General features: G+C 38.4%; 19 protein-coding genes and 1 tRNA gene. 16 read left to right on the top strand and 4 right to left on the bottom strand.

Features of this window, described 5'->3' with window-relative positions; all coding sequences use genetic code 11:
* The first annotated feature begins 98 nt into the window (after positions 1-98).
* The 7 genes from IYQ23_RS00800 to IYQ23_RS00770 all read left to right on the top strand — a co-directional run bounded on the left by IYQ23_RS00800 (position 99) and on the right by IYQ23_RS00770 (position 5607).
* Positions 99-1058 carry an ROK family glucokinase gene (locus IYQ23_RS00800; RefSeq protein WP_195673799.1) on the top strand — a complete coding sequence of 320 codons (960 nt, stop codon included), beginning with the start codon at positions 99-101 and terminating at the stop codon, positions 1056-1058.
* A gap of 149 nt (positions 1059-1207) precedes the next feature.
* Positions 1208-1555 (top strand): 50S ribosomal protein L19, encoded by a 348-nt coding sequence (rplS, locus tag IYQ23_RS00795; protein WP_003024326.1) that lies wholly within the window; start codon positions 1208-1210, stop codon positions 1553-1555.
* Between the two features lie 39 nt (positions 1556-1594).
* Positions 1595-1666 (top strand) — tRNA-Arg (locus IYQ23_RS00790).
* 130 nt (positions 1667-1796) lie between these two features.
* Positions 1797-2540 (top strand): alpha/beta fold hydrolase, encoded by a 744-nt coding sequence (locus tag IYQ23_RS00785; RefSeq protein WP_195322993.1) that lies wholly within the window; start codon positions 1797-1799, stop codon positions 2538-2540.
* 323 nt (positions 2541-2863) lie between these two features.
* Positions 2864-3322 (top strand): hypothetical protein, encoded by a 459-nt coding sequence (locus tag IYQ23_RS00780; protein ID WP_195673798.1) that lies wholly within the window; start codon positions 2864-2866, stop codon positions 3320-3322.
* 274 nt (positions 3323-3596) lie between these two features.
* Positions 3597-4271, top strand: a complete 675-nt coding sequence (locus tag IYQ23_RS00775) for a response regulator transcription factor (RefSeq protein WP_003036714.1) — start codon at positions 3597-3599, stop codon at positions 4269-4271.
* Positions 4261-5607, top strand: coding sequence for a sensor histidine kinase (locus tag IYQ23_RS00770; protein WP_003024354.1), 1347 nt, complete (start codon positions 4261-4263; stop codon positions 5605-5607). The genes IYQ23_RS00775 and IYQ23_RS00770 overlap by 11 nt, the downstream gene beginning before the upstream one ends.
* A gap of 477 nt (positions 5608-6084) precedes the next feature.
* Here the strand turns inward: IYQ23_RS00770 and IYQ23_RS00765 are convergent, their stop codons facing one another.
* A complete protein-coding gene (locus IYQ23_RS00765; protein ID WP_195673797.1) occupies positions 6085-7533 on the bottom strand; it encodes an alpha-amylase in 1449 nt (482 codons plus the stop codon).
* A gap of 176 nt (positions 7534-7709) precedes the next feature.
* On the opposite strand from IYQ23_RS00765, the gene IYQ23_RS00760 reads away from it, so the two are divergent.
* Positions 7710-9323 carry a M20/M25/M40 family metallo-hydrolase gene (locus tag IYQ23_RS00760; protein ID WP_195673796.1) on the top strand — a complete coding sequence of 538 codons (1614 nt, stop codon included), beginning with the start codon at positions 7710-7712 and terminating at the stop codon, positions 9321-9323.
* Positions 9324-9370: 47 nt separating this feature from the next.
* Here the strand turns inward: IYQ23_RS00760 and IYQ23_RS00755 are convergent, their stop codons facing one another.
* The 3 genes from IYQ23_RS00755 to coaA all read right to left on the bottom strand — a co-directional run bounded on the left by IYQ23_RS00755 (position 9371) and on the right by coaA (position 11170).
* Positions 9371-9880, bottom strand: coding sequence for a DNA topology modulation protein (locus IYQ23_RS00755; RefSeq protein WP_022525895.1), 510 nt, complete (start codon positions 9878-9880; stop codon positions 9371-9373).
* Positions 9881-9944: 64 nt separating this feature from the next.
* Positions 9945-10196 (bottom strand): 30S ribosomal protein S20, encoded by a 252-nt coding sequence (gene rpsT, locus IYQ23_RS00750; RefSeq protein ID WP_020999623.1) that lies wholly within the window; start codon positions 10194-10196, stop codon positions 9945-9947.
* Positions 10197-10249: 53 nt separating this feature from the next.
* Positions 10250-11170 carry a type I pantothenate kinase gene (gene coaA / locus IYQ23_RS00745; RefSeq protein ID WP_195673795.1) on the bottom strand — a complete coding sequence of 307 codons (921 nt, stop codon included), beginning with the start codon at positions 11168-11170 and terminating at the stop codon, positions 10250-10252.
* Positions 11171-11262: 92 nt separating this feature from the next.
* On the opposite strand from coaA, the gene IYQ23_RS00740 reads away from it, so the two are divergent.
* The 8 genes from IYQ23_RS00740 to IYQ23_RS00705 all read left to right on the top strand — a co-directional run bounded on the left by IYQ23_RS00740 (position 11263) and on the right by IYQ23_RS00705 (position 19002).
* Positions 11263-11856, top strand: coding sequence for a class I SAM-dependent methyltransferase (locus tag IYQ23_RS00740; protein WP_117644432.1), 594 nt, complete (start codon positions 11263-11265; stop codon positions 11854-11856).
* The gene (locus IYQ23_RS00735; protein ID WP_195673794.1) at positions 11853-13130 is read left to right on the top strand and encodes a pyrimidine-nucleoside phosphorylase; all 1278 of its coding nucleotides are present in this window, start codon (positions 11853-11855) and stop codon (positions 13128-13130) included. Before IYQ23_RS00740 ends, IYQ23_RS00735 begins: the two co-directional genes overlap by 4 nt.
* An 18-nt stretch (positions 13131-13148) precedes the next feature.
* Positions 13149-13811: a deoxyribose-phosphate aldolase gene (deoC, locus tag IYQ23_RS00730; protein WP_126467007.1), complete on the top strand. Its 663-nt coding sequence runs from the start codon at positions 13149-13151 to the stop codon at positions 13809-13811.
* Entirely contained in the window at positions 13798-14187 is a 390-nt protein-coding gene (locus tag IYQ23_RS00725) for a cytidine deaminase (RefSeq protein WP_126467005.1), read from the top strand. Before deoC ends, IYQ23_RS00725 begins: the two co-directional genes overlap by 14 nt.
* 72 nt (positions 14188-14259) lie before the next feature.
* Positions 14260-15315 (top strand): BMP family lipoprotein, encoded by a 1056-nt coding sequence (locus IYQ23_RS00720; RefSeq protein ID WP_003024369.1) that lies wholly within the window; start codon positions 14260-14262, stop codon positions 15313-15315.
* A 136-nt stretch (positions 15316-15451) separates the two neighbouring features.
* Positions 15452-16987: an ABC transporter ATP-binding protein gene (locus tag IYQ23_RS00715; RefSeq protein ID WP_003024370.1), complete on the top strand. Its 1536-nt coding sequence runs from the start codon at positions 15452-15454 to the stop codon at positions 16985-16987.
* Positions 16980-18044: an ABC transporter permease gene (locus IYQ23_RS00710; protein ID WP_003036657.1), complete on the top strand. Its 1065-nt coding sequence runs from the start codon at positions 16980-16982 to the stop codon at positions 18042-18044. The genes IYQ23_RS00715 and IYQ23_RS00710 overlap by 8 nt, the downstream gene beginning before the upstream one ends.
* Before the next feature lies 1 nt (position 18045).
* Entirely contained in the window at positions 18046-19002 is a 957-nt protein-coding gene (locus IYQ23_RS00705) for an ABC transporter permease (protein ID WP_003024372.1), read from the top strand.
* Positions 19003-19077 lie beyond the last annotated feature (75 nt).

The following is a 19077-nucleotide window of genomic DNA, read 5'->3' as shown; positions in this document are numbered from 1 at the left end:
ATTCTTTTTGTCATGATATTAAGTTCTATGCAAACCTTTTCAATTCGTAAAAAATCTGATATAATGAGAATGAAAAAAAGTTATTAGAGGAGAGTAGCATGTCTAAAAAAATTATTGGGATTGACCTAGGTGGTACGTCGGTGAAGTTTGCGATTCTGACCCAAGAAGGAGAAGTTCAAGAAAAATGGTCTATTAAGACAAATATTTTAGATGAAGGCAGTCATATTGTTGATGATATGATTGAATCGATTAACCATCGCTTGCAGTTATTAAACCTTTCAGCTGAAGATTTCATTGGAATTGGCATGGGATCGCCTGGTGTTGTGGATCGTGAAAAGGGAACGGTTATCGGTGCTTACAATCTCAACTGGAAAACTCTTCAACCCGTAAAAGAAAAAATTGAGAAAGCGACTGGCATTCCTTTCTTTATTGATAATGACGCAAATGTAGCTGCTCTTGGTGAACGTTGGAAAGGTGCTGGTGAAAACCAACCAGATGTTGTCTTTATGACACTTGGAACAGGTGTCGGTGGTGGTATTGTTGCGGAAGGAAAATTACTGCATGGGGTAGCTGGAGCAGCCGGAGAATTGGGGCATATCACAGTTGATTTTGATCAGCCGATTCTCTGTACTTGTGGTAAAAAAGGTTGCTTAGAAACCGTAGCTTCTGCAACAGGTATTGTTAATTTAACGCGTCGCTACGCTGATGAATATGCTGGTGATGCAGAGCTGAAAAAACTGATTGATAATGGCGAAGACGTTAATGCAAAAATTGTCTTTGATTTGGCTAAAGCTGGTGATGAATTAGCTCTCATTGTTTATCGCAATTTTGCACGTTATCTTGGTATTGCTTGTGCCAACATTGGATCTATCTTAAATCCGTCAACGATTGTCATCGGTGGTGGCGTCTCTGCAGCAGGTGAATTTTTACTAGACGGTGTTCGTAAGGTCTATGAAGAAAATTCTTTCCCACAAGTGCGTACTTCGACAAAACTGGCACTTGCAACGCTTGGAAATGATGCAGGTGTCATTGGAGCGGCTTCTTTAGTTCTTCAATAACCCTTCCAAAAAGAAAAATAATTCAAATAAGGCATTTACAATTTTTATAAAATTTGTTATGATATTAGTTAGTGCGTAATGGAAGCACTAGAAAACGACTAATCCGCTGTGGTCTTGAATCGTAAGATTAGTAAGATAGGAGAAGAAAAATGAATCCATTAATCCAAAGTTTGACTGAAGGTCAACTTCGTACTGATATTCCTGCGTTCCGTCCTGGTGATACTGTTCGTGTTCATGCGAAAGTTGTCGAAGGAAATCGCGAACGTATCCAAATTTTCGAGGGTGTGGTTATCGCTCGTAAGGGTGCAGGTATTTCAGAAAACTATACTGTTCGTAAAATTTCTAACGGTGTAGGTGTTGAACGTATCTTCCCACTTCACACACCACGTGTTGAAAAGATTGAAGTAGTACGTTACGGTAAAGTACGTCGTGCGAAATTGTATTACCTTCGTGCATTACAAGGTAAAGCTGCGCGTATTAAAGAAATTCGCCGTTAATGTAGAAATAACTCTGTCTGTCGGCAGAGTTTTTCTCTAGTCCCCTTAGTTCAATGGATATAACAACTCCCTCCTAAGGAGTAGTTGCTGGTTCGATTCCGGCAGGGGACATAATGTGCCCTCAAAAGTCCTTATTGTTGAAGGGCTTTTGTGTTTTTTGAGTTCAATATTTGCTTGTTATTCTCAATAAAATATAAAAGTAAACTTTGTTTTGGAAACATCTGACTGAAAGGATAAGAATATGAAGGCTTATTTTATTGGAGGACTAGGCTGCAATTGCTATTATCCCCAGGACTTTTTTAATGCACTGTCTTTTCCAGTTACTTATCTAGATATTTATGATTCTAGGTTGGAAGAGCAACTGATTTCATTACAGGCGTTGAAAGATTGGTTTATGGCACAAGTTGATATGGATGACGATATTCTGTTAATAGCCCATTCTTTGGGAGCAGATTTAGCAGTTTATCTAACAAGTGTCTATGATAAAATTACGCATCTCGTCTTATTAGATGGTGGATACATTAATATGGATAAAATTTGCCCTTTGAATGTAGAAATTGAAGATTCTCTGAATTATCTTCAAACGAATGTTTATGAGAGCCTAAAGAAAGCTGCTATAACTGAAAAACAAAGCTCTGCTGTATGGTCAGAAAATTTGGAGAGGGCGGCAAAAGAAAGTTTTGTTTTTGATAAAGTTCAAAAACATTGGCATTTAAGCTTATCTGAAAAGTTAATGACTCATTTATTGACAATAAGACGGCAAGCTTTTAGAAATTTGTCCTTTTTGAAAAATAAAAATGTAATTTTGTTCATTCCAGAAATAAACAAGGAAACACCAATTTGGAAAAAGAGGGCTATACAGACCATCCCGAACTTTCTAAACCTCATAGAAATGACTAGCTGTAGTCATTCATTGTATATGGAAAAACCGAAAGAAATAGCAGCATTGCTTGAAGATAAAATGGAAATTAGGTCACTCTTTTGAGAAAAGAAACTTTTTCTAGGACAAATTTTATGAGATAATCTTCTAAACTAAATTGGAACAATCTGATTTAGTTTTTTTATATTTTGTGTGTCATTTTACTATTTTCTGTCTTTATTTTAGTTTCTTTTAAGAAAAAATTCAGTCACTTTTAAGAAAAAGTAGATATGATAGATCCATTCAAAAGAAAGGACGTGATGAGATGAGAAACTCAAAGTTAAATTTGTTTGTCTGATAAATCTTGGCATCAAAGGAGTTATTGTGGCAATACTCTTTGGAATGCAATCTCTGATCGCTTAAAAATAGAAAGAAGGAATTTGACAAAAATGAAACAAGAGAACACAAGTAAGAAAGAGAAGATGATCATGGTTGAAAAAAGTACCAAATGGTGGATGACTGTTGTAGCGAGCGGGTCACTCGCTGTTGGTATTCTCGGGGGGCTAGGCATTGGCTCTTTAACGACAAATGCATTCAATCAGCAGGCAAAAGTACAGACAAGCACAACAACTCAGGCACAAAACAATCAACAACAGGGAAATTCGCAGCCAAATCAAGGTGGTCCGGGAATGCCCCCAGATGGACAGAACGGAAATAATCAAGGCGGTCCAAATGGAATGCCACCCCAACAAAATGGCAACCAAAGTGACAATAGTAATAGCCAAAATGGCTCAGGAAACAGTAATAACTCAAAGAAAAAAGCTCCATCAAATGCTGACGGTTCAACCAAATCAGATAAGAATAGTAGCACGACAGAAAATAATGATTCAAATACAACAAATTCTTAATATTTCAGAGAAAGTCATGATATAATAGAATCAGAATAATAGAAAGTCAGTAGATTGATTTTTGGCAAGACAATGCGAAAGCATTACTTATAGTTCACGATGAAGGGAGCGGGCAGAACTGAACATTCAAAATGTTTTTTAGTTCGTGGCCTTATCCCATTAAGCCTCAAAGTACTGTTTTGAGCAATCAGCTACTGCATCGTTAGTTTAGTGCATAACGAATTTTGAAACTGGAGACTTTTGTCCCAAACTCGTATTTTAGAAGGAAAAGCATATGATTAAGATTCTATTAGTGGAAGACGACCTCGGTCTATCTAATTCAGTATTTGATTTTTTGGATGATTTTGCAGATGTCATGCAAGTTTTTGACGGTGAGGAAGGATTGTACGAGGCTGAGAGTGGCGTGTACGACCTTATCTTGCTTGATTTGATGTTGCCAGAAAAAGACGGTTTCCAAGTATTGAAAGAATTGCGTGAAAAAGGCGTTACCACACCTGTTTTGATTATGACAGCCAAAGAAAGTTTGAATGATAAAGGACATGGTTTTGAACTGGGAGCTGACGATTATTTGACCAAACCATTTTATTTGGAAGAGTTAAAAATGCGGATTCAAGCTCTTTTGAAACGATCGGGCAAGTTTAATGAAAATACTCTTTCTTATGGCGATGTAACCATTAATTTGTCAACGAACACTACACTTGTAGATGGAAATGAAGTAGAGTTACTCGGAAAAGAATTTGATTTATTAGTATATTTCTTGCAGAATCAAAATGTTATTTTGCCTAAGACACAGATTTTCGATCGCTTGTGGGGATTTGATAGTGATACAACGATTTCAGTTGTAGAAGTTTATGTCTCAAAAATCCGGAAAAAATTGAAAGGGACGACCTTTGCGAACAATCTTCAAACGCTTCGTAGTGTCGGATATATTTTAAAAGATGCTGAATAAACTAAAAAAAACATGGTATGCGGATGATTTTTCTTATTTCATTCGCAATTTTGGTATTTTTACTCTCATTTTCTCAGCCATGACTTTGATTATCATTCAGGTGATGCGCTCAAGCCTTTATACAACGGTTGATAATAACTTGAAAAGTCTCAGTCAGGATTCTGCTTCTGTCATCAATTTGGCACTCGCTCGGAGAGTGGGGATGGAACAGAAGTCAGACAACGGAGAGCCTAAAACCGATACGGGTGACAAAGAGCTTACTGATAAACCAAATGTCAGTGCCAATACGGAAGTTATTTTATTTGATAAGAATTATAAGCCAATCATTACAAGCAATAATTTTCTGGGACTTAATAAACTTTCCTTTAATAGCAAGCAATTGGATCGCATTCGGCAAGTCCAGGTTAAAAGCAATTATGGTCGACAAGAAACCTATCGGATGATTTTATTTGAAGTGAAAATCCCAAATTTGGAAACCAATGTCAAATATGCAGCGGTCTTTATCAATATCAGTCAGTTGGAACAAACTAGTCAAAATCATGAGCAGCTGATTGTAGTTGTGATGATTAGTTTCTGGGGAATTTCCTTGATTGCCAGTGTCTATCTGGCTCGGGTTAGTGTTAAACCTTTGTTGGAGAGTATTCAAAAGCAAAAGAGCTTTGTTGAAAATGCCAGTCATGAGTTGCGCACGCCTCTAGCTGTTTTACAAAATCGTTTGGAGACTTTGTTTAGAAAACCAGAAGCCACCATTATGGAATCGAGTGAAAGCATCGCTTCTAGTTTAGATGAAGTGCGAAACATGAAAATGTTGACAACGAACTTACTTAATTTAGCACGGCGTGACGACGGGATTAAACCAGAAATTGGCGATGTCGAGCCAAATTTCTTTAATACGACCTTTACCAACTATGAAATGGTTGCCGCAGAAAATGGGAAAACTTTCCGATTTGACAATAGGATTCACCGCATGATTAAAACAGACAAGACCTTGCTGAAGCAATTAATGACGATTCTGTTTGACAATGCTCTGAAATATACAGATGAAGACGGTGTGATTGAATTGACAATCTCTGCAAATGATCGAAATTTGTTTTTAAAGGTTTCAGATAATGGTCCGGGGATTAGTACGGCAGATAAGAAAAAGATTTTTGACCGTTTTTACCGTGTTGATAAAGCACGAACTCGGCAGACAGGTGGTTTTGGTCTAGGCTTGTCGCTTGCAAAGCAAATCACAGAAGCCCTTAAAGGAACTATTACGGTGAAAGATAATAAGCCGAAAGGAACCATTTTTGAGGTGAAGATTGCCATTAGAACGGACAATAGAAAGAAAAAATAAGTCAGGAATAACCTGTATTCATAGGGAAGGTTGTTTCGGAAGATGAGAAAAAACACGAACAAAGTCAGGATTAGTTGTTAGCTATCTTGATCTGTTCGTGTTTTTATCTTGTTTAAAAGCAGAGTTGAATGGTTGAGGCTGGGGAATGTCAACATCATTTTTTCTTACTTCCGTCTGCCGGGCGGATGAGTTGTCTGACTTTTGGTTTATGCTGTCAGCTGGGCGGACGAGTCGCCTGAGTTTTAGTTTATACTGTCATCCTGGCGGACGGACTGCCTAAGTTTTAGTTTATACTGTCAGCCGAGCGGACGGACTGCCTGAGTTTTAGTTTATACTGTCAGCCGGGCGAACGGGACTCCCAGCTTTTGGTTTGCTTCGTTACCCTAATCAACAAAGAGAATGAGTTTAAGTTTTCCTCTTGTCTCTGTCATAGAATAGAAAGTGATTTGTGGTTTGGTTCTATCTGTATTCCTTATTTTATTGTGCAGACCAGACACTAACCGATTTTTCTGCAACTGGGAAATCTGCCCAGCCGGCGTTCTCAATTGTTACGCTTTCTGAGCAATTTCCCAAGCAATCTTTGAATTCCTTACCAGCCCAATTTTCACCAACATACATGCGTTTTGAATTTGCTTGGTCGTTACTTATGATAACAGCAATTGGTTGTTCGTTGTCTTTTCCTGAACGAGTCCAAGCGATACAATGCTCGTCATCAAAATAATCAGTCTGTTCACCATAGGCTAAGTTGAGCCGAATGTCTAACAGTTTATCTAGGACTTCTTGGAAACTTTGTTGAGCGAACTCGCCGTTGATACCATAGTAATCTCCATAGAAAACGCAAGGCAGACCTGCTTCACGCAACAAAATGAGAGCGTAAGCAGCAGGTTTAAACCATTCTTCAACAGTTGATTCCAGCGCTTGTCCACGTTGTGTGTCATGATTATCGACAAAAGTAACAGCCGATTTAGGGTGATTTTTGACAAGCGTTTGCTCAAAAATATTTCGCAAATCATAGTCCGCCCCAGCGTGGCTAGCATCAAATAAGTTGTGGTGCAGTTTGACATCTACGAGATCAAAACGGTAGTCAATACTTCCTAAATAATCGTTATTTGCAGTTTCATCACCATTCCAAAACTCTCCAAAGACATAGAAATCTTCTCCGTACTTCGCCATAATGTCGCGGATAAAATTTCCCATAAAGAAAGAATCGATATGCTTGATAGCGTCCAGTCTAAAGCCATGAATGCCGGTCGTTTCGATAAACCAATCTGCCCAATCATAAAGGTTTTGAATGACTTCTGGGTGCTTAAAATCAAGGTCAGCGTACATGAGATAGTCGAAATTTCCATTTTCATTGTCCACTAAATCATCGTCAGCCCAACCTTTGTTGTCCCCTTGAATGAGGTAAATCCCTGATTTATTTCGCTTAGCATCATAATCCGTCCCTGTAAAGTGGTACCAATGCCATTCAAAATCATTGTATTTTTTATGGCGACCGGGGAATGTGAACTTGGTCCAGCCTTTTATTTCAAAAGGCTCAGAGAGGGCGACTGTACGATCATTTGGGTCAACTTCAATAACAGTAAATCTCTCTTTGTAATCCGCTGCCGCCTTGTGATTTAAAACGACATCTGCAATGGGTTCAATTCCATTTTCTTTGAGTGCCTTGATTGCGTTCAAATAGTCTTCCTTAAAGCCATACTTTGTCCGAACCGTTCCTTTTTGGTCAAATTCGCCCAAGTCAAATAAGTCATAAATGCCATAGCCGACATCGTTGGAACTAGTGGCTTTGAAAGCAGGTGGCATCCAAACCTTGCGAATGCCTTTAGAAGCTAGATGTGGAGCGTCTGTTGCCAAGCGATTCCAATGTTGTCCGTCATTTGGTAGATACCATTCAAAATATTGCATCAATGTTTGATTTTTCATACGAGATACCTCTTTCTTGTCTTGATGGCTACTATTTTAGCAAAATAATCTCCACAGCGCAAACGTTTGCGTAAATTTTATAGAGTCAAAGGATGAAAAATAGATTGAAACGATGATTGTTGAGGTATATAATAAGGCTAGCGAGCTATTTTTATAAAAAGTTGAAGGAGCCATTGATGAAAAATAGGATTCAAGATATTTTTGATAAGAGCATGGCGATTGAGAGTTTCACGCATACGAGTTCAGAAAGAAATATTGAAAATTTTCTCAATCACTATATTGGCGGTTTGCCGTATTTTCAGGAGCATTCAGATTATTTTGGCACCTATCAGATTCCGGATGATATTTACCAGCGTAGTGTTAATTGGGCTTTGGTAAAAGGTCATTGTGCAGATACAGTGATTTTGTTTCATCACCATGATACGGTGGATATTGAGGATTTTGGAAATTTAAAGGAATTTGCTTTTGATAATGTTGCTTTGAAAAAGGCTTTAGCAAGTGCTTCACTGGGTCAAGATGTGTTAGAAGATATAACTTCTAACGAATGGCAGTTTGGCCGCGGGTCATGTGATATGAAAGCAGCGTTGGCTTTGCAATTGGGAGTAGTAGCAGAATATGCGAGCAAAGCAGAAGGAGAAGTGAATCTTCTTTATTTATCAGTTGGAGATGAGGAATCCTATTCTCAGGGAATGCGAGCTGCGGTAGGTTTGCTTGCTGATCTGAAAAAGAAATTTCATCTGAATTATATCTTGGCGATTGATTCAGAACCATTTGAAAGCAATTCTGTTCAAGAAAAAGTATTGCATGTTGGAACAGTTGGGAAAATGATGCCTGTCGTGGTTACGCAGGGTATTCTTTCCCACATGAAAGAACCTCTCAAGGGTATCAATGCTGTTTCACTCCTCGCAAAAGTAGTGGAAAAAATTGACCTTAATCCCCGCTTGTCGGATTCGATTTATGGAGAGCAGGCTCCTTTGCCTTCGTGGTCTTACATGCGTGATTTGAAGGAAAATTATGATGTGTCCACGGTTTTAAGAGCAGCAGGTTATTTTAGTGTTCTTTATTTGGATAAAAGTCCGAAAGAGCTGATGACGACGATTCAACAACTCTGCCAAGAAGCCGTTGATGAGTTTTATGAGCGTTATCAGGCTTTGCAGGTGATTTATAAAGAGGATAAAAAAGTCACAAAACCTCATGTATTGACTTATGAAGAATTAATCCAGTTATGTCAAAAGAAGGCTGGATTTGAAGAATTTATGCACAAGGCAAACCAATCTGCTCATGAAGCATTTCAAGCGGGTTCAAGCTATCAAGAAATAACCATTGCAACTGTTCAAAAGGTGTTAGATTTCTATGATAAAAAGGAAGCATTTGTTGTGCTGGCTATTGCGCCGCCTTATTATCCTTCTATGAATTGTCGGCATCTGAAAAATAGCGTGGTTGATATTGAAAAACTCATTGCGTTTTATAGGGATTACTTGGTTGAACAAGGAGCTAGTCGTTTAAAAGTTGAAGAATTCTTTATGGGAATCTGTGACATTAGTTACTGTGCCTTAGAAAAATCTGTTGAAGAGTATCAAAAAATTATCGAGAGTATGGCTGTTCCTGAACATTTATATTCGATTGATTTTGAGAAAATTCAGGACATCAATGTTCCTGGCATCAATCTAGGACCCTGGGGAAAAGATTTACATCAGTTAACAGAACGCGTCTATGAAAAGGATATGTTGGAGACGATTCCTCAATTTCTGTTATATTTGTTAGAACATATTGACAGTATTAAAAAATAAAAAACAAGAGCTATATTCATAACTGAGCTGAATATAGCTTTTGATGTTTATGAAAATTGCGCTAAAAAGTTATCTAGTTCTTTTTGGTTATGAAGAACTATAAATTTGTAGGGATACATTTTTTGAAGTTTCTCATATCGTTTCCGAATGTTAGCAGTTCGTCCGTCATGTAAGATCCAGCGGATAAATTCCCAGTCAAACTTTTCAGGACAGCCCTGTGCCATACTGTCTCTGACCTTACCTCTGTTCTTGGAATAACGCTTTGCAGCCCGTAAAAGACAATTCCAACGCGAGAAATTTAAAAAAATAATTTGGTCTGCATGCTCCATTCTCTCTTCATAGCAACAGGAGCTGTAGTTTCCGTCTATTACCCAGCTTTCTTTGGCTTCTAAAAAAACCTTAACTTGCTCTTGCATCCAGCTGCGGTCACTCATTTCCCAATTGGGTAGAAATTGTAGCGTGTCCAAATGAAGCAGTGAGATGTCATAATGTTTTGCTAAATATTTAGCAAGTGTAGACTTTCCAGAGCCGGAGTAGCCGATAATTGCGATTTTCATATAGAGCCTTTCTTACCGATGCAACAAAAAAAGCTCCACTGAGCTCTTTTTTACGTTATGCAGATTATTTTGCAAGTTTGCTAGCAAGGCGTGCTTTATCGCGGCTCGCTTTGTTTTTGTGAATCAAACCTTTAGTTTCTGCTTTATCAATAGCTGAGCTTGCAGCACGGAAAAGTTCTTCAGAAGGATTTGCTTCAAATGCTTTAATTGCAGAACGCATAGCTGATTTTTGAGCTGAGTTTTTTTCGTTTTGTTTAACGTTTAATTCAGCGCGTTTGATAGCTGATTTAATATTTGCCAATGTTTTCACCTCCAATGATATACTAACTATCTAATTATATATGAAAAGTTGAGATTTGACAAGCCTTTTTATTTTTTTAAGTAAATTTCATCAATCTCATGATTTTCTGTTTTATGAAGAATAATTTCAGCTCTGTTGCGTGTGGGTTCGATATAATCTTGCAAATTCACAAGGTTAATCGACTTCCAGACATTTTGAGCAAATTCCATAACTTTGTTTTCTGGCTGAGAAGTGAAAGGATGATAATAGTTATTTGGATCTTCTTTTGCTAAAGTGAGCAATTTTTTAAAGCGATCCAGATACCAAGTTTCGATATTTTCAACTTCCGCATCCACGTAAATCGAAAAATCAAAGAAATCCGTCATATAAAGGCGTTCATTTTGTGGATTTTGGAAAACGTTGATACCTTCAACAATGACAAAATCTGCAGCTGTAACAGATTGCTTTTCGTCTGGAACAATATCATAAATTTCATGTGAATAAACAGGGATTTGGTAGTTTTGTCCATTTTTGATATTGTCAAGAAAATCAAGCAGCAGCTCCATGTTATAACTTTCTGGAAAGCCTTTGCGCTTGAGGAGATTTTGCTCCTCCAAATGAGCATTAGGATAAAGAAATCCATCTGTTGTTACCAATTCAACAGTTGCATTCGAAAATGTCCGAGATAAAAGTATTTGCAACAGCCGACTGGTAGTAGATTTTCCGACAGCAACGCTGCCAGAGACACCGATAATAAACGGTTGGCGTTTGATAGCTTTCTGTAAAAAAATACCTTTTGAAAATGCTAAATCTTCTTTTGAGCGCTTATAAATTTGGATGAGATTGGTCAAGGGAAGATAAACATCTGTCACATCTTGAAGGCTAATCTTATCATTGAAACTTTTGATGGAATTTAGCTCTTTTTGCGTTAAAGGTGGAGTTGTTTTGCGATGTAAGTTTTGCCAAGTTTTTCGACTAATTTTTTCAAAATGGATAAATTCGTTCGTCATATTTACTCCTATAGTTGAGAAATAGTATAACATAATTTTAAACAAATTGTAAACGGTTTACAAATAAAAGGTCTTTATGTTAAAATAATTTTATGGCTAAAATGTATTTCGCAGAAAATCCAGATGCAGAACATGATATTCACAAATTGAAGGTTCAGCTTCTGGGTCAAAAGATGACTTTCTTGACTGATGCAGGAGTCTTTAGTAAGAAAATGATTGATTATGGCAGTCAAGCTCTTTTAAAGTGTCTTGATTTTCATAAGCAAGAAAGCGTATTAGATGTTGGTTGTGGCTACGGAACGTTGGGACTGACTTTGGTCAAAGCTAAAGAAGTCGAAGCAACGCTTGTTGATATAAATCAGCGCGCTCTTGATTTGGCGCGTCAAAATGCTGAGCGCAATCAAGTCCTAGCTACGATTTTTCAATCTAATCTTTATCAAAATGTAGAAGGGAGATTTCATCATATTATCAGTAATCCACCGATTCGAGCAGGGAAACAGGTCGTTCATGAGGTGATTACAGGAAGTTATACGCACTTACTAGACGGGGGCGACTTGACGATTGTGATTCAAAAAAAACAAGGTGCCCCAAGTGCCAAAGCCAAGATGGAAGAAGTATTTGGAAATTGCGAAATTTTAAAAAAAGATAAGGGATATTATATCCTTAGAAGTAGGAAGGAAATATGAGAGCAGTTGATGTGATTCAGAAAAAGCGGGATGGCTTAGAATTAACTAGTGATGAAATCAAGTGGTTAATTGAAGGTTATGTTGCCGGAACTGTGCCAGATTATCAAATGTCAGCTTTTGCAATGGCAGTATATTTTAAAGGTATGACCACTCGTGAAATATCTGATTTAACCATGACCATGGTAGAGACAGGTCAGCAAATTGATTTGTCAGCTATATCTGGAGTTAAGGTTGATAAGCATTCAACCGGAGGCGTAGGAGACAAGGTAACGCTTGTACTGGTGCCTTTGGTAGCTAGTTTTGGAATCCCCGTTGCTAAAATGAGTGGTCGTGGACTCGGTCACACAGGGGGAACGCTTGATAAATTAGAATCCATTAAAGGATTTCAAATTGAGCGTAGCCAAGAAGAATTTATTAAGCAAGTACAGGATATTGGACTATCCGTCATTGGTCAGTCTGATCAGTTGGTGAAAGCGGATAAATTGCTGTATGCTTTGCGTGATGTGACGGCGACCGTTGATACTATTCCTTTAATTGCAAGTTCTGTTATGAGCAAGAAAATCGCAGCTGGTGCAGATAGTATTTTGCTAGATGTGACGGTTGGTGAAGGTGCATTTATGAAGAACTTGGATGATGCGCGTGCTCTAGCTCGCACTATGGTTGATTTAGGAAAGGCAGTTAGGCGTAGAACAACAGCTGTTATCACCGACATGAGCCAACCTTTAGGAACCAGCATTGGTAATCGTTTGGAAATCCTTGAAGCTTTGGATATCCTGCAAGGAAAAGGACGAGAAGATGTAACAGAATTTATTTGTGAATTAGGCCAAATCATGCTTGGCTTAGCAAATGTTGAAAAAACTGTAAAAGAAGTGCGGGAACATCTATTTGATGGATCGGCACTGCAAAAATTTGAAGCTATGGTTGTTGCACAAGGTGGCGATTTAGAAGATTTGTACCGCCCTTCATCAGCAAAATACGTTGTAGAAGTGACTGCAGATGAAGCGGGTTATATTTCTGAATTGCCAGCTATGGAATTTGGTTTATTTGCCATGCGGCTAGGTGCAGGCCGAGCGGTGAAAACGGATGCCTTAGACTTTGAAACAGGAATTGTTTTTGAAAAGAAAGTCGGAGAATCAATCAAAATTGGTGAAATTGTCGCAAAAGTTTATGCAAATGAAAAAATTTCACAAGAACTAGTTACAGAATTCAAAAAAAATGTTAAAATAAGTGATGAGCCGAAAAAAGTTCAAGAGATTATTGAAGTAATCGCTTAACTTACAGGAGAACCGAAAATGAAGTTAAATAAATACATCGATCATACGCTTTTGAAACCAGATGCTCAACAAGAGCAAATTGAAAAACTGATTGAAGAAGCAAGAGAATATGATTTTGCAAGTGTCTGTGTCAATCCAACTTGGGTCAGCTTTGCAGCAGAAGGATTACGAGATACAGATATTAAAGTTTGTACCGTTATTGGATTCCCACTGGGAGCAAATACGCCTGCTGTGAAAGCATTTGAAGCAAGAGATGCTATCAAGAATGGTGCAGACGAAGTGGATATGGTGATCAACATTGGTGCTTTGAAATCACAAAATCTTGTTTTGGTAGAAGAAGATATTGCAGCAGTAGTAGAAGCAAGTGGTGATACACTTGTAAAAGTAATTATTGAAGCGTGCTTATTGACAGATGAAGAAAAAGTTGTAGCGTGTCAATTGGCTAAAGCAGCTGGTGCAGACTTTGTGAAAACCTCAACTGGATTTTCAACTGGAGGCGCTACTGTTCATGATGTGGCGTTGATGAGAAAAACAGTTGGTCCAGATATGGGAGTCAAAGCTTCAGGTGGAGCCCGTTCGTATGAAGATGTAGTTGCGTTTATTGAAGCTGGCGCAACGCGTATCGGAGCTTCTTCTGGTGTAGCCATTATGAAAGGAGAAAAAGCTAGTGGCGACTACTGAGTTGATTGATCTAGCGATTGAGACAAGTAAAAAAGCTTACGTTCCTTATTCTCATTTTCCAATTGGAGCCGTACTAGTAGCTAAAAATGGTCAGATTTTTACAGGCGTAAACATTGAAAATGCTAGTTTTGGTTTGACAAATTGTGGAGAACGTACAGCTATTTTTAAAGCTATTTCAGAAGGCGTTACGGAGTTTGAGGAACTAATCGTTTATGGTGAAACCCAAAAACCCGTTTCTCCGTGTGGAGCTTGTCGTCAAGTAATGGCAGAATTTTTTTCTCAGGATTTAAAGGTAACGCTTGTTGCCAAAGATAAATCGACGGTCGTGATGACGGTCAAGGAATTACTTCCGTATTCTTTTACTAACTTGGATTAGTTGGTAAAAACGGTCAGTTGACCAAAGTTAATTTTGCAACCTTGTTGCACATCTTATTTAGGAGGTTCAGAGATGAACAAGAAACAATGGCTAGGCCTTGGTCTAGTAGCTGTCGCAGCAATTGGACTTGCTGCATGTGGTAATCGTGCATCTAAATCAGATAATAAAGATGCAAAGACGGATTTGAAAGCTGCAATTGTTACAGATACAGGTGGTGTAGATGATAAATCATTTAACCAATCTGCTTGGGAAGGTTTGCAAGCTTGGGGTAAAGAAAATGGATTGACAAAAGACCATGGCTTTACTTACTTCCAATCTACAAACGAATCTGAATACGCTACAAACCTTGAGCAAGCTGCTTCTAGCAATTACAAATTAGTATTTGGTATTGGATTTGCTCTTCGTAATGCAGTAGAATCTGCTGCAAAGGATCACTCTGATATTAACTATGTTATTATTGATGATGAAATTAAAGGTCAAAAGAATGTAGCTTCTGCACTCTTTGCAGATAACGAAGCTGCTTACCTTGCTGGTGTGGCTGCAGCCAAAACAACTAAAACAAAAATGATTGGTTTTGTTGGTGGTATCAAAGGTGCTGTATTAACTCGTTTTGAAAAAGGTTTTGAAGCAGGTGTGAAATCTGTTGATCCTTCTATTAAGATTGATGTGAAATACGCTGAAAGCTTTGGAGATGCTTCTAAAGGGAAGACAATCGCAGCAGCTCAATATGCAGCTGGTGCAGATGTTGTTTATCAAGTAGCCGGTGGTACTGGTGCTGGTGTATTCAACGAAGCAAAATCTATCAACGAAACTAGAAATGAATCTGACAAAGTTTGGGTTATCGGTGTTGACCGCGACCAAAACGATGAAGGTAAATACAAATCTAAAGACGGCAAAGAATCTAACTTTGTTTTAGCATCTAGCTTGAAAAAAGTTGGTGGTACTGTAAAAGATATTGCTAACAAAACAGCAAAAGATAAATTCCCAGGAGGAAAAACTACAACTTACGGTCTGAAAGACGGTGGAGTAGATTTGACAACTAAGAACTTATCAGATGATGCTAAAAAAGCTGTTGAAGATGCAAAAGCAAAAATCCTTGACGGAAGTATTAAAGTTCCTACAGAATAAAGAATAACCTGACACTCAAGAAGCGACCTTCGTGGGTCGCTTTTTTGAGATTGAGACAGCTTTTGTCTCAGTAAAGCTGGCTAATCTTTTAGTGAGTTTTACTGAAATAAAATAATTTCTGAAAGGAATCAATCATATGGCACATGAGAATGTCATTGAAATGCATGAAATAACCAAGATTTTCGGTGAATTTGTCGCAAATGATAAAATCAACTTAAATCTAAGACGCGGTGAAATTCATGCACTTTTAGGAGAAAACGGAGCGGGCAAGTCCACTCTGATGAATATGTTAGCTGGCTTGCTTGAGCCAACAAGTGGTGAGATTACTGTGAATGGAAAATCAGTGACAATTGATTCTCCATCGAAATCAGCATCTTTAGGAATCGGAATGGTTCACCAGCATTTCATGTTGGTAGAGGCTTTCACGGTTGCTGAGAATATCATTTTGGGTAGTGAAACGACCAAAAATGGTGTTTTAGATATTCGAAAGGCAATCAAAGACATCAAGGAACTATCCGAAAAATATGGTTTAGCTGTGGATCCGACTGCAAAAGTTGAAGATATTTCAGTTGGTGCGCAACAACGTGTTGAAATCTTGAAAACATTGTATCGTGGCGCAGATATCTTGATTTTTGACGAACCAACAGCAGTATTAACTCCTTCAGAAATTGAAGAACTAGAACATATCATGAAAAATCTAGTCAAAGAAGGAAAATCCATTATTTTGATTACACATAAATTGGATGAAATCCGTGCTGTTTCTGATCGTGTAACTGTCATCCGTCGCGGTAAGAGTATTCAAACCGTTGAAATTGGTGGCGCAACGAATAAAGATCTTGCTGAAATGATGGTGGGACGTTCAGTATCCTTTACAACGGAAAAAGAAGCTTCAAATCCAAAAGAAGTTGTTCTATCTATTAAGGATTTGGTTGTGAATGAGAATCGTGGTGTGCCTGCTGTTAAAAATTTATCTTTGGATGTACGAGCTGGTGAAATTGTTGGGATTGCCGGGATTGATGGCAATGGACAAAGCGAGCTAGTTCAAGCAATCACAGGTCTTCGGAAGGTGAAATCAGGTAGCATTACCATTAAGGGGAAAGAAGTCGTTGGCTTATCTCCGCGGAAAATTACCGAAATGCAAGTTAGTCATGTGCCGGAAGACCGTCATCGTGATGGCTTGGTTTTAGATATGATGTTGTCTGAGAATATGGCTCTGCAAACTTATTACAAGGAGCCATTAAGCAAAAATGGAATTTTGAATTACAATAATATCACTTCTTATGCACGAAAGTTAATGGATGAATTTGATGTTCGGGCTGCAAGTGAAAGTGTTCCAGCATCTGCTCTTTCAGGAGGAAATCAACAAAAAGCCATTATTGCTCGTGAAATAGACCGCAATCCTGACCTTCTAATCGTTAGTCAGCCAACTCGTGGATTAGACGTTGGAGCGATTGAATACATTCATAAACGTTTGATTGAAGAACGTGACAAGGGTAAAGCAGTGCTTGTGGTCAGCTTTGAATTAGATGAAATCCTGAATGTTTCAGACCGTATTGCTGTTATTCATGATGGTAAGATTCAAGGTATTGTAACTCCAGCAGAAACTAATAAACAAGAGTTGGGTATCTTGATGGCTGGTGGTGAAATTAAGAAGGGAGATTCAAATGACTAAGAAAACGCAGCAAATTGCGGTGCCTTTGATTTCCGTTGTTCTTGGAATTTTACTTGGTGCCATTATAATGTGGATTTTTGGCTATGATGCTATCTGGGGTTATGAAGAGCTGTTCAAAGCTGCTTTTGGTACTATCCGTAGTATTGGTGAAATTTTCCGTGCAATGGGTCCACTTATTTTAATTGCTCTTGGGTTTGCAGTAGCAAGTCGGGCTGGATTCTTTAATGTCGGTTTGCCAGGGCAAGCTTTAGCTGGTTGGATTTTGAGTGGCTGGTTTGCACTTTCGTTTCCTAATCTTCCTCGTCCAATTATGATTCTTGCTACAGTTGTCATTGCAGCAGTAGCTGGTGGGATTATCGGTGCTATTCCTGGTATTCTTCGTGCTTATTTGGGAACAAGTGAAGTTATCGTTACGATTATGATGAACTACATCGTTCTCTATGTTGGAAATGCAATGATTCATAGTTTCCCAAAAAGTGTTATGCAAAGTATTGACTCAAGTGTTAAGGTTGGAGCTAATGCAACCTATCAAACAGAATGGCTGCGGGCATTGACCAATAATTCACGGATGAATATCGGAATCTTCTTTGCGGTCATTGCAGTTGTCCTTATCTGGTTTATGCTGAAAAAAACAACGCTTGGATTTGAAATCCGTTCTGTCGGGCTAAATCCAAATGCGAGTGAATATGCAGGGATGTCTGCTAAACGGACGATTATACTTTCAATGATTATCTCAGGTGCCCTTGCCGGTGTCGGAGGTGTTGTTGAAGGACTTGGAACTTTCCAAAATGTCTATGTACAAGGAAGTTCCCTAGCTGTCGGCTTTAATGGTATGGCCGTTAGCTTGCTGGCAAATAATTCACCAATTGGTATTCTCTTTGCAGCATTCTTATTTGCCGTGCTTCAAGTCGGAGCTCCAGGTATGAACACCGCAACGATTCCAGCGGAACTGGTAAATATTGTAACAGCATCAATTATTTTCTTTGTAAGTATTCATTACATCATTGAACACTTTATCAAACCAAGAAAACAAGCGAAAGTAAAGGGAGGAAAATAAGATGAATTTTGTAACAATGTTAAGTCTGTTAGTTTCCTCTATGCTGATTTATGCAGCACCTTTAATCTTTACTAGTATCGGTGGTGCCTTCTCAGAGCATGCTGGGATTGTCAATGTCGGACTTGAAGGTATTATGGTTATGGGAGCTTTCTCAGGAGTTGTCTTTAACCTTACTTTTGTGAATACCTTTGGAAGTTTAACGCCTTGGTTAGCACTTTTAGTTGGTGGTATTGTGGGACTAATTTTCTCACTCATTCATGCTGTAGCGACTATCAATTTCCGTGCGGATCACGTTGTTAGTGGTACAGTGCTTAATTTGATGGCGCCTGCGTTAGCGATTTTCTTGGTAAAAGCTTTCTATAATAAAGGGCAAACAGATAATATTCAAGTATCATTTGGTAAATTTAATTTTCCACTATTATCAGATATTCCTGTCATTGGAGATATCTTCTTTAAACACACCAGTCTAATGGGGTATATTGCAGTTGCATTTGCTTTCTTGGCATGGTTCATTATGTTTAAGACGAAATTTGGGCTTCGTTTGCGCTCCGTAGGGGAACACCCACAAGCGGCAGACACCCTCGGTATCAATGTTTATCTCATGCGTTATTACGGTGTGATGATTTCAGGTTTTCTTGGCGGTGTTGGTGGAGCGATTTATGCACAATCTATTTCCGTAAATTTCGCTGCGACAACCATTATCGGACCAGGATTCATCTCACTGGCTGCTATGATTTTTGGTAAATGGAATCCAATTGGCGCTATGCTTTCTAGTCTATTCTTTGGACTATCTCAAAGTTTGGCCGTTATCGGAAGTCAATTACCATTCCTATCACATGTACCAGCTGTGTACCTACAAATTGCACCTTATGTATTGACTATTGTTGTGTTGGCAGCATTCTTCGGAAAAGCTGTTGCACCAAAAGCAGATGGTGTCAATTATATCAAATCAAAATAAACCATTGCAAAAAGCCAAGTTACTGTTCAAAGTAGCCTGGCTTTTGTGATAAAAAAACAATCATTCTGCTAAGAA

The organism is Streptococcus sp. HF-100, assembly GCF_015594635.1.
GTDB classification, from domain to species: Bacteria; Bacillota; Bacilli; order Lactobacillales; family Streptococcaceae; genus Streptococcus; species Streptococcus vaginalis.
This window is presented reverse-complemented; position numbering and strand designations above follow the sequence as displayed.

Bases quoted from the DNA above. Each gene is read 5' to 3' on its own strand.
- IYQ23_RS00740 (WP_117644432.1), top strand. From the start codon at position 11,263: ATGGCTAAAATGTATTTCGCAGAAAATCCAGATGCAGAACATGATATT.
- IYQ23_RS00720 (WP_003024369.1), top strand. From the start codon at position 14,260: ATGAACAAGAAACAATGGCTAGGCCTTGGTCTAGTAGCTGTCGCAGCA.
- IYQ23_RS00785 (WP_195322993.1), top strand. From the start codon at position 1,797: ATGAAGGCTTATTTTATTGGAGGACTAGGCTGCAATTGCTATTATCCC.
- IYQ23_RS00780 (WP_195673798.1), top strand. From the start codon at position 2,864: ATGAAACAAGAGAACACAAGTAAGAAAGAGAAGATGATCATGGTTGAA.
- IYQ23_RS00760 (WP_195673796.1), top strand. From the start codon at position 7,710: ATGAAAAATAGGATTCAAGATATTTTTGATAAGAGCATGGCGATTGAG.
- IYQ23_RS00800 (WP_195673799.1), top strand. From the start codon at position 99: ATGTCTAAAAAAATTATTGGGATTGACCTAGGTGGTACGTCGGTGAAG.
- coaA (WP_195673795.1), bottom strand. From the start codon at position 11,170: ATGACGAACGAATTTATCCATTTTGAAAAAATTAGTCGAAAAACTTGG.
- IYQ23_RS00710 (WP_003036657.1), top strand. From the start codon at position 16,980: ATGACTAAGAAAACGCAGCAAATTGCGGTGCCTTTGATTTCCGTTGTT.
- IYQ23_RS00735 (WP_195673794.1), top strand. From the start codon at position 11,853: ATGAGAGCAGTTGATGTGATTCAGAAAAAGCGGGATGGCTTAGAATTA.
- deoC (WP_126467007.1), top strand. From the start codon at position 13,149: ATGAAGTTAAATAAATACATCGATCATACGCTTTTGAAACCAGATGCT.
- IYQ23_RS00770 (WP_003024354.1), top strand. From the start codon at position 4,261: ATGCTGAATAAACTAAAAAAAACATGGTATGCGGATGATTTTTCTTAT.
- IYQ23_RS00705 (WP_003024372.1), top strand. From the start codon at position 18,046: ATGAATTTTGTAACAATGTTAAGTCTGTTAGTTTCCTCTATGCTGATT.
- rplS (WP_003024326.1), top strand. From the start codon at position 1,208: ATGAATCCATTAATCCAAAGTTTGACTGAAGGTCAACTTCGTACTGAT.
- IYQ23_RS00715 (WP_003024370.1), top strand. From the start codon at position 15,452: ATGGCACATGAGAATGTCATTGAAATGCATGAAATAACCAAGATTTTC.
- IYQ23_RS00765 (WP_195673797.1), bottom strand. From the start codon at position 7,533: ATGAAAAATCAAACATTGATGCAATATTTTGAATGGTATCTACCAAAT.
- IYQ23_RS00755 (WP_022525895.1), bottom strand. From the start codon at position 9,880: ATGAAAATCGCAATTATCGGCTACTCCGGCTCTGGAAAGTCTACACTT.
- IYQ23_RS00775 (WP_003036714.1), top strand. From the start codon at position 3,597: ATGATTAAGATTCTATTAGTGGAAGACGACCTCGGTCTATCTAATTCA.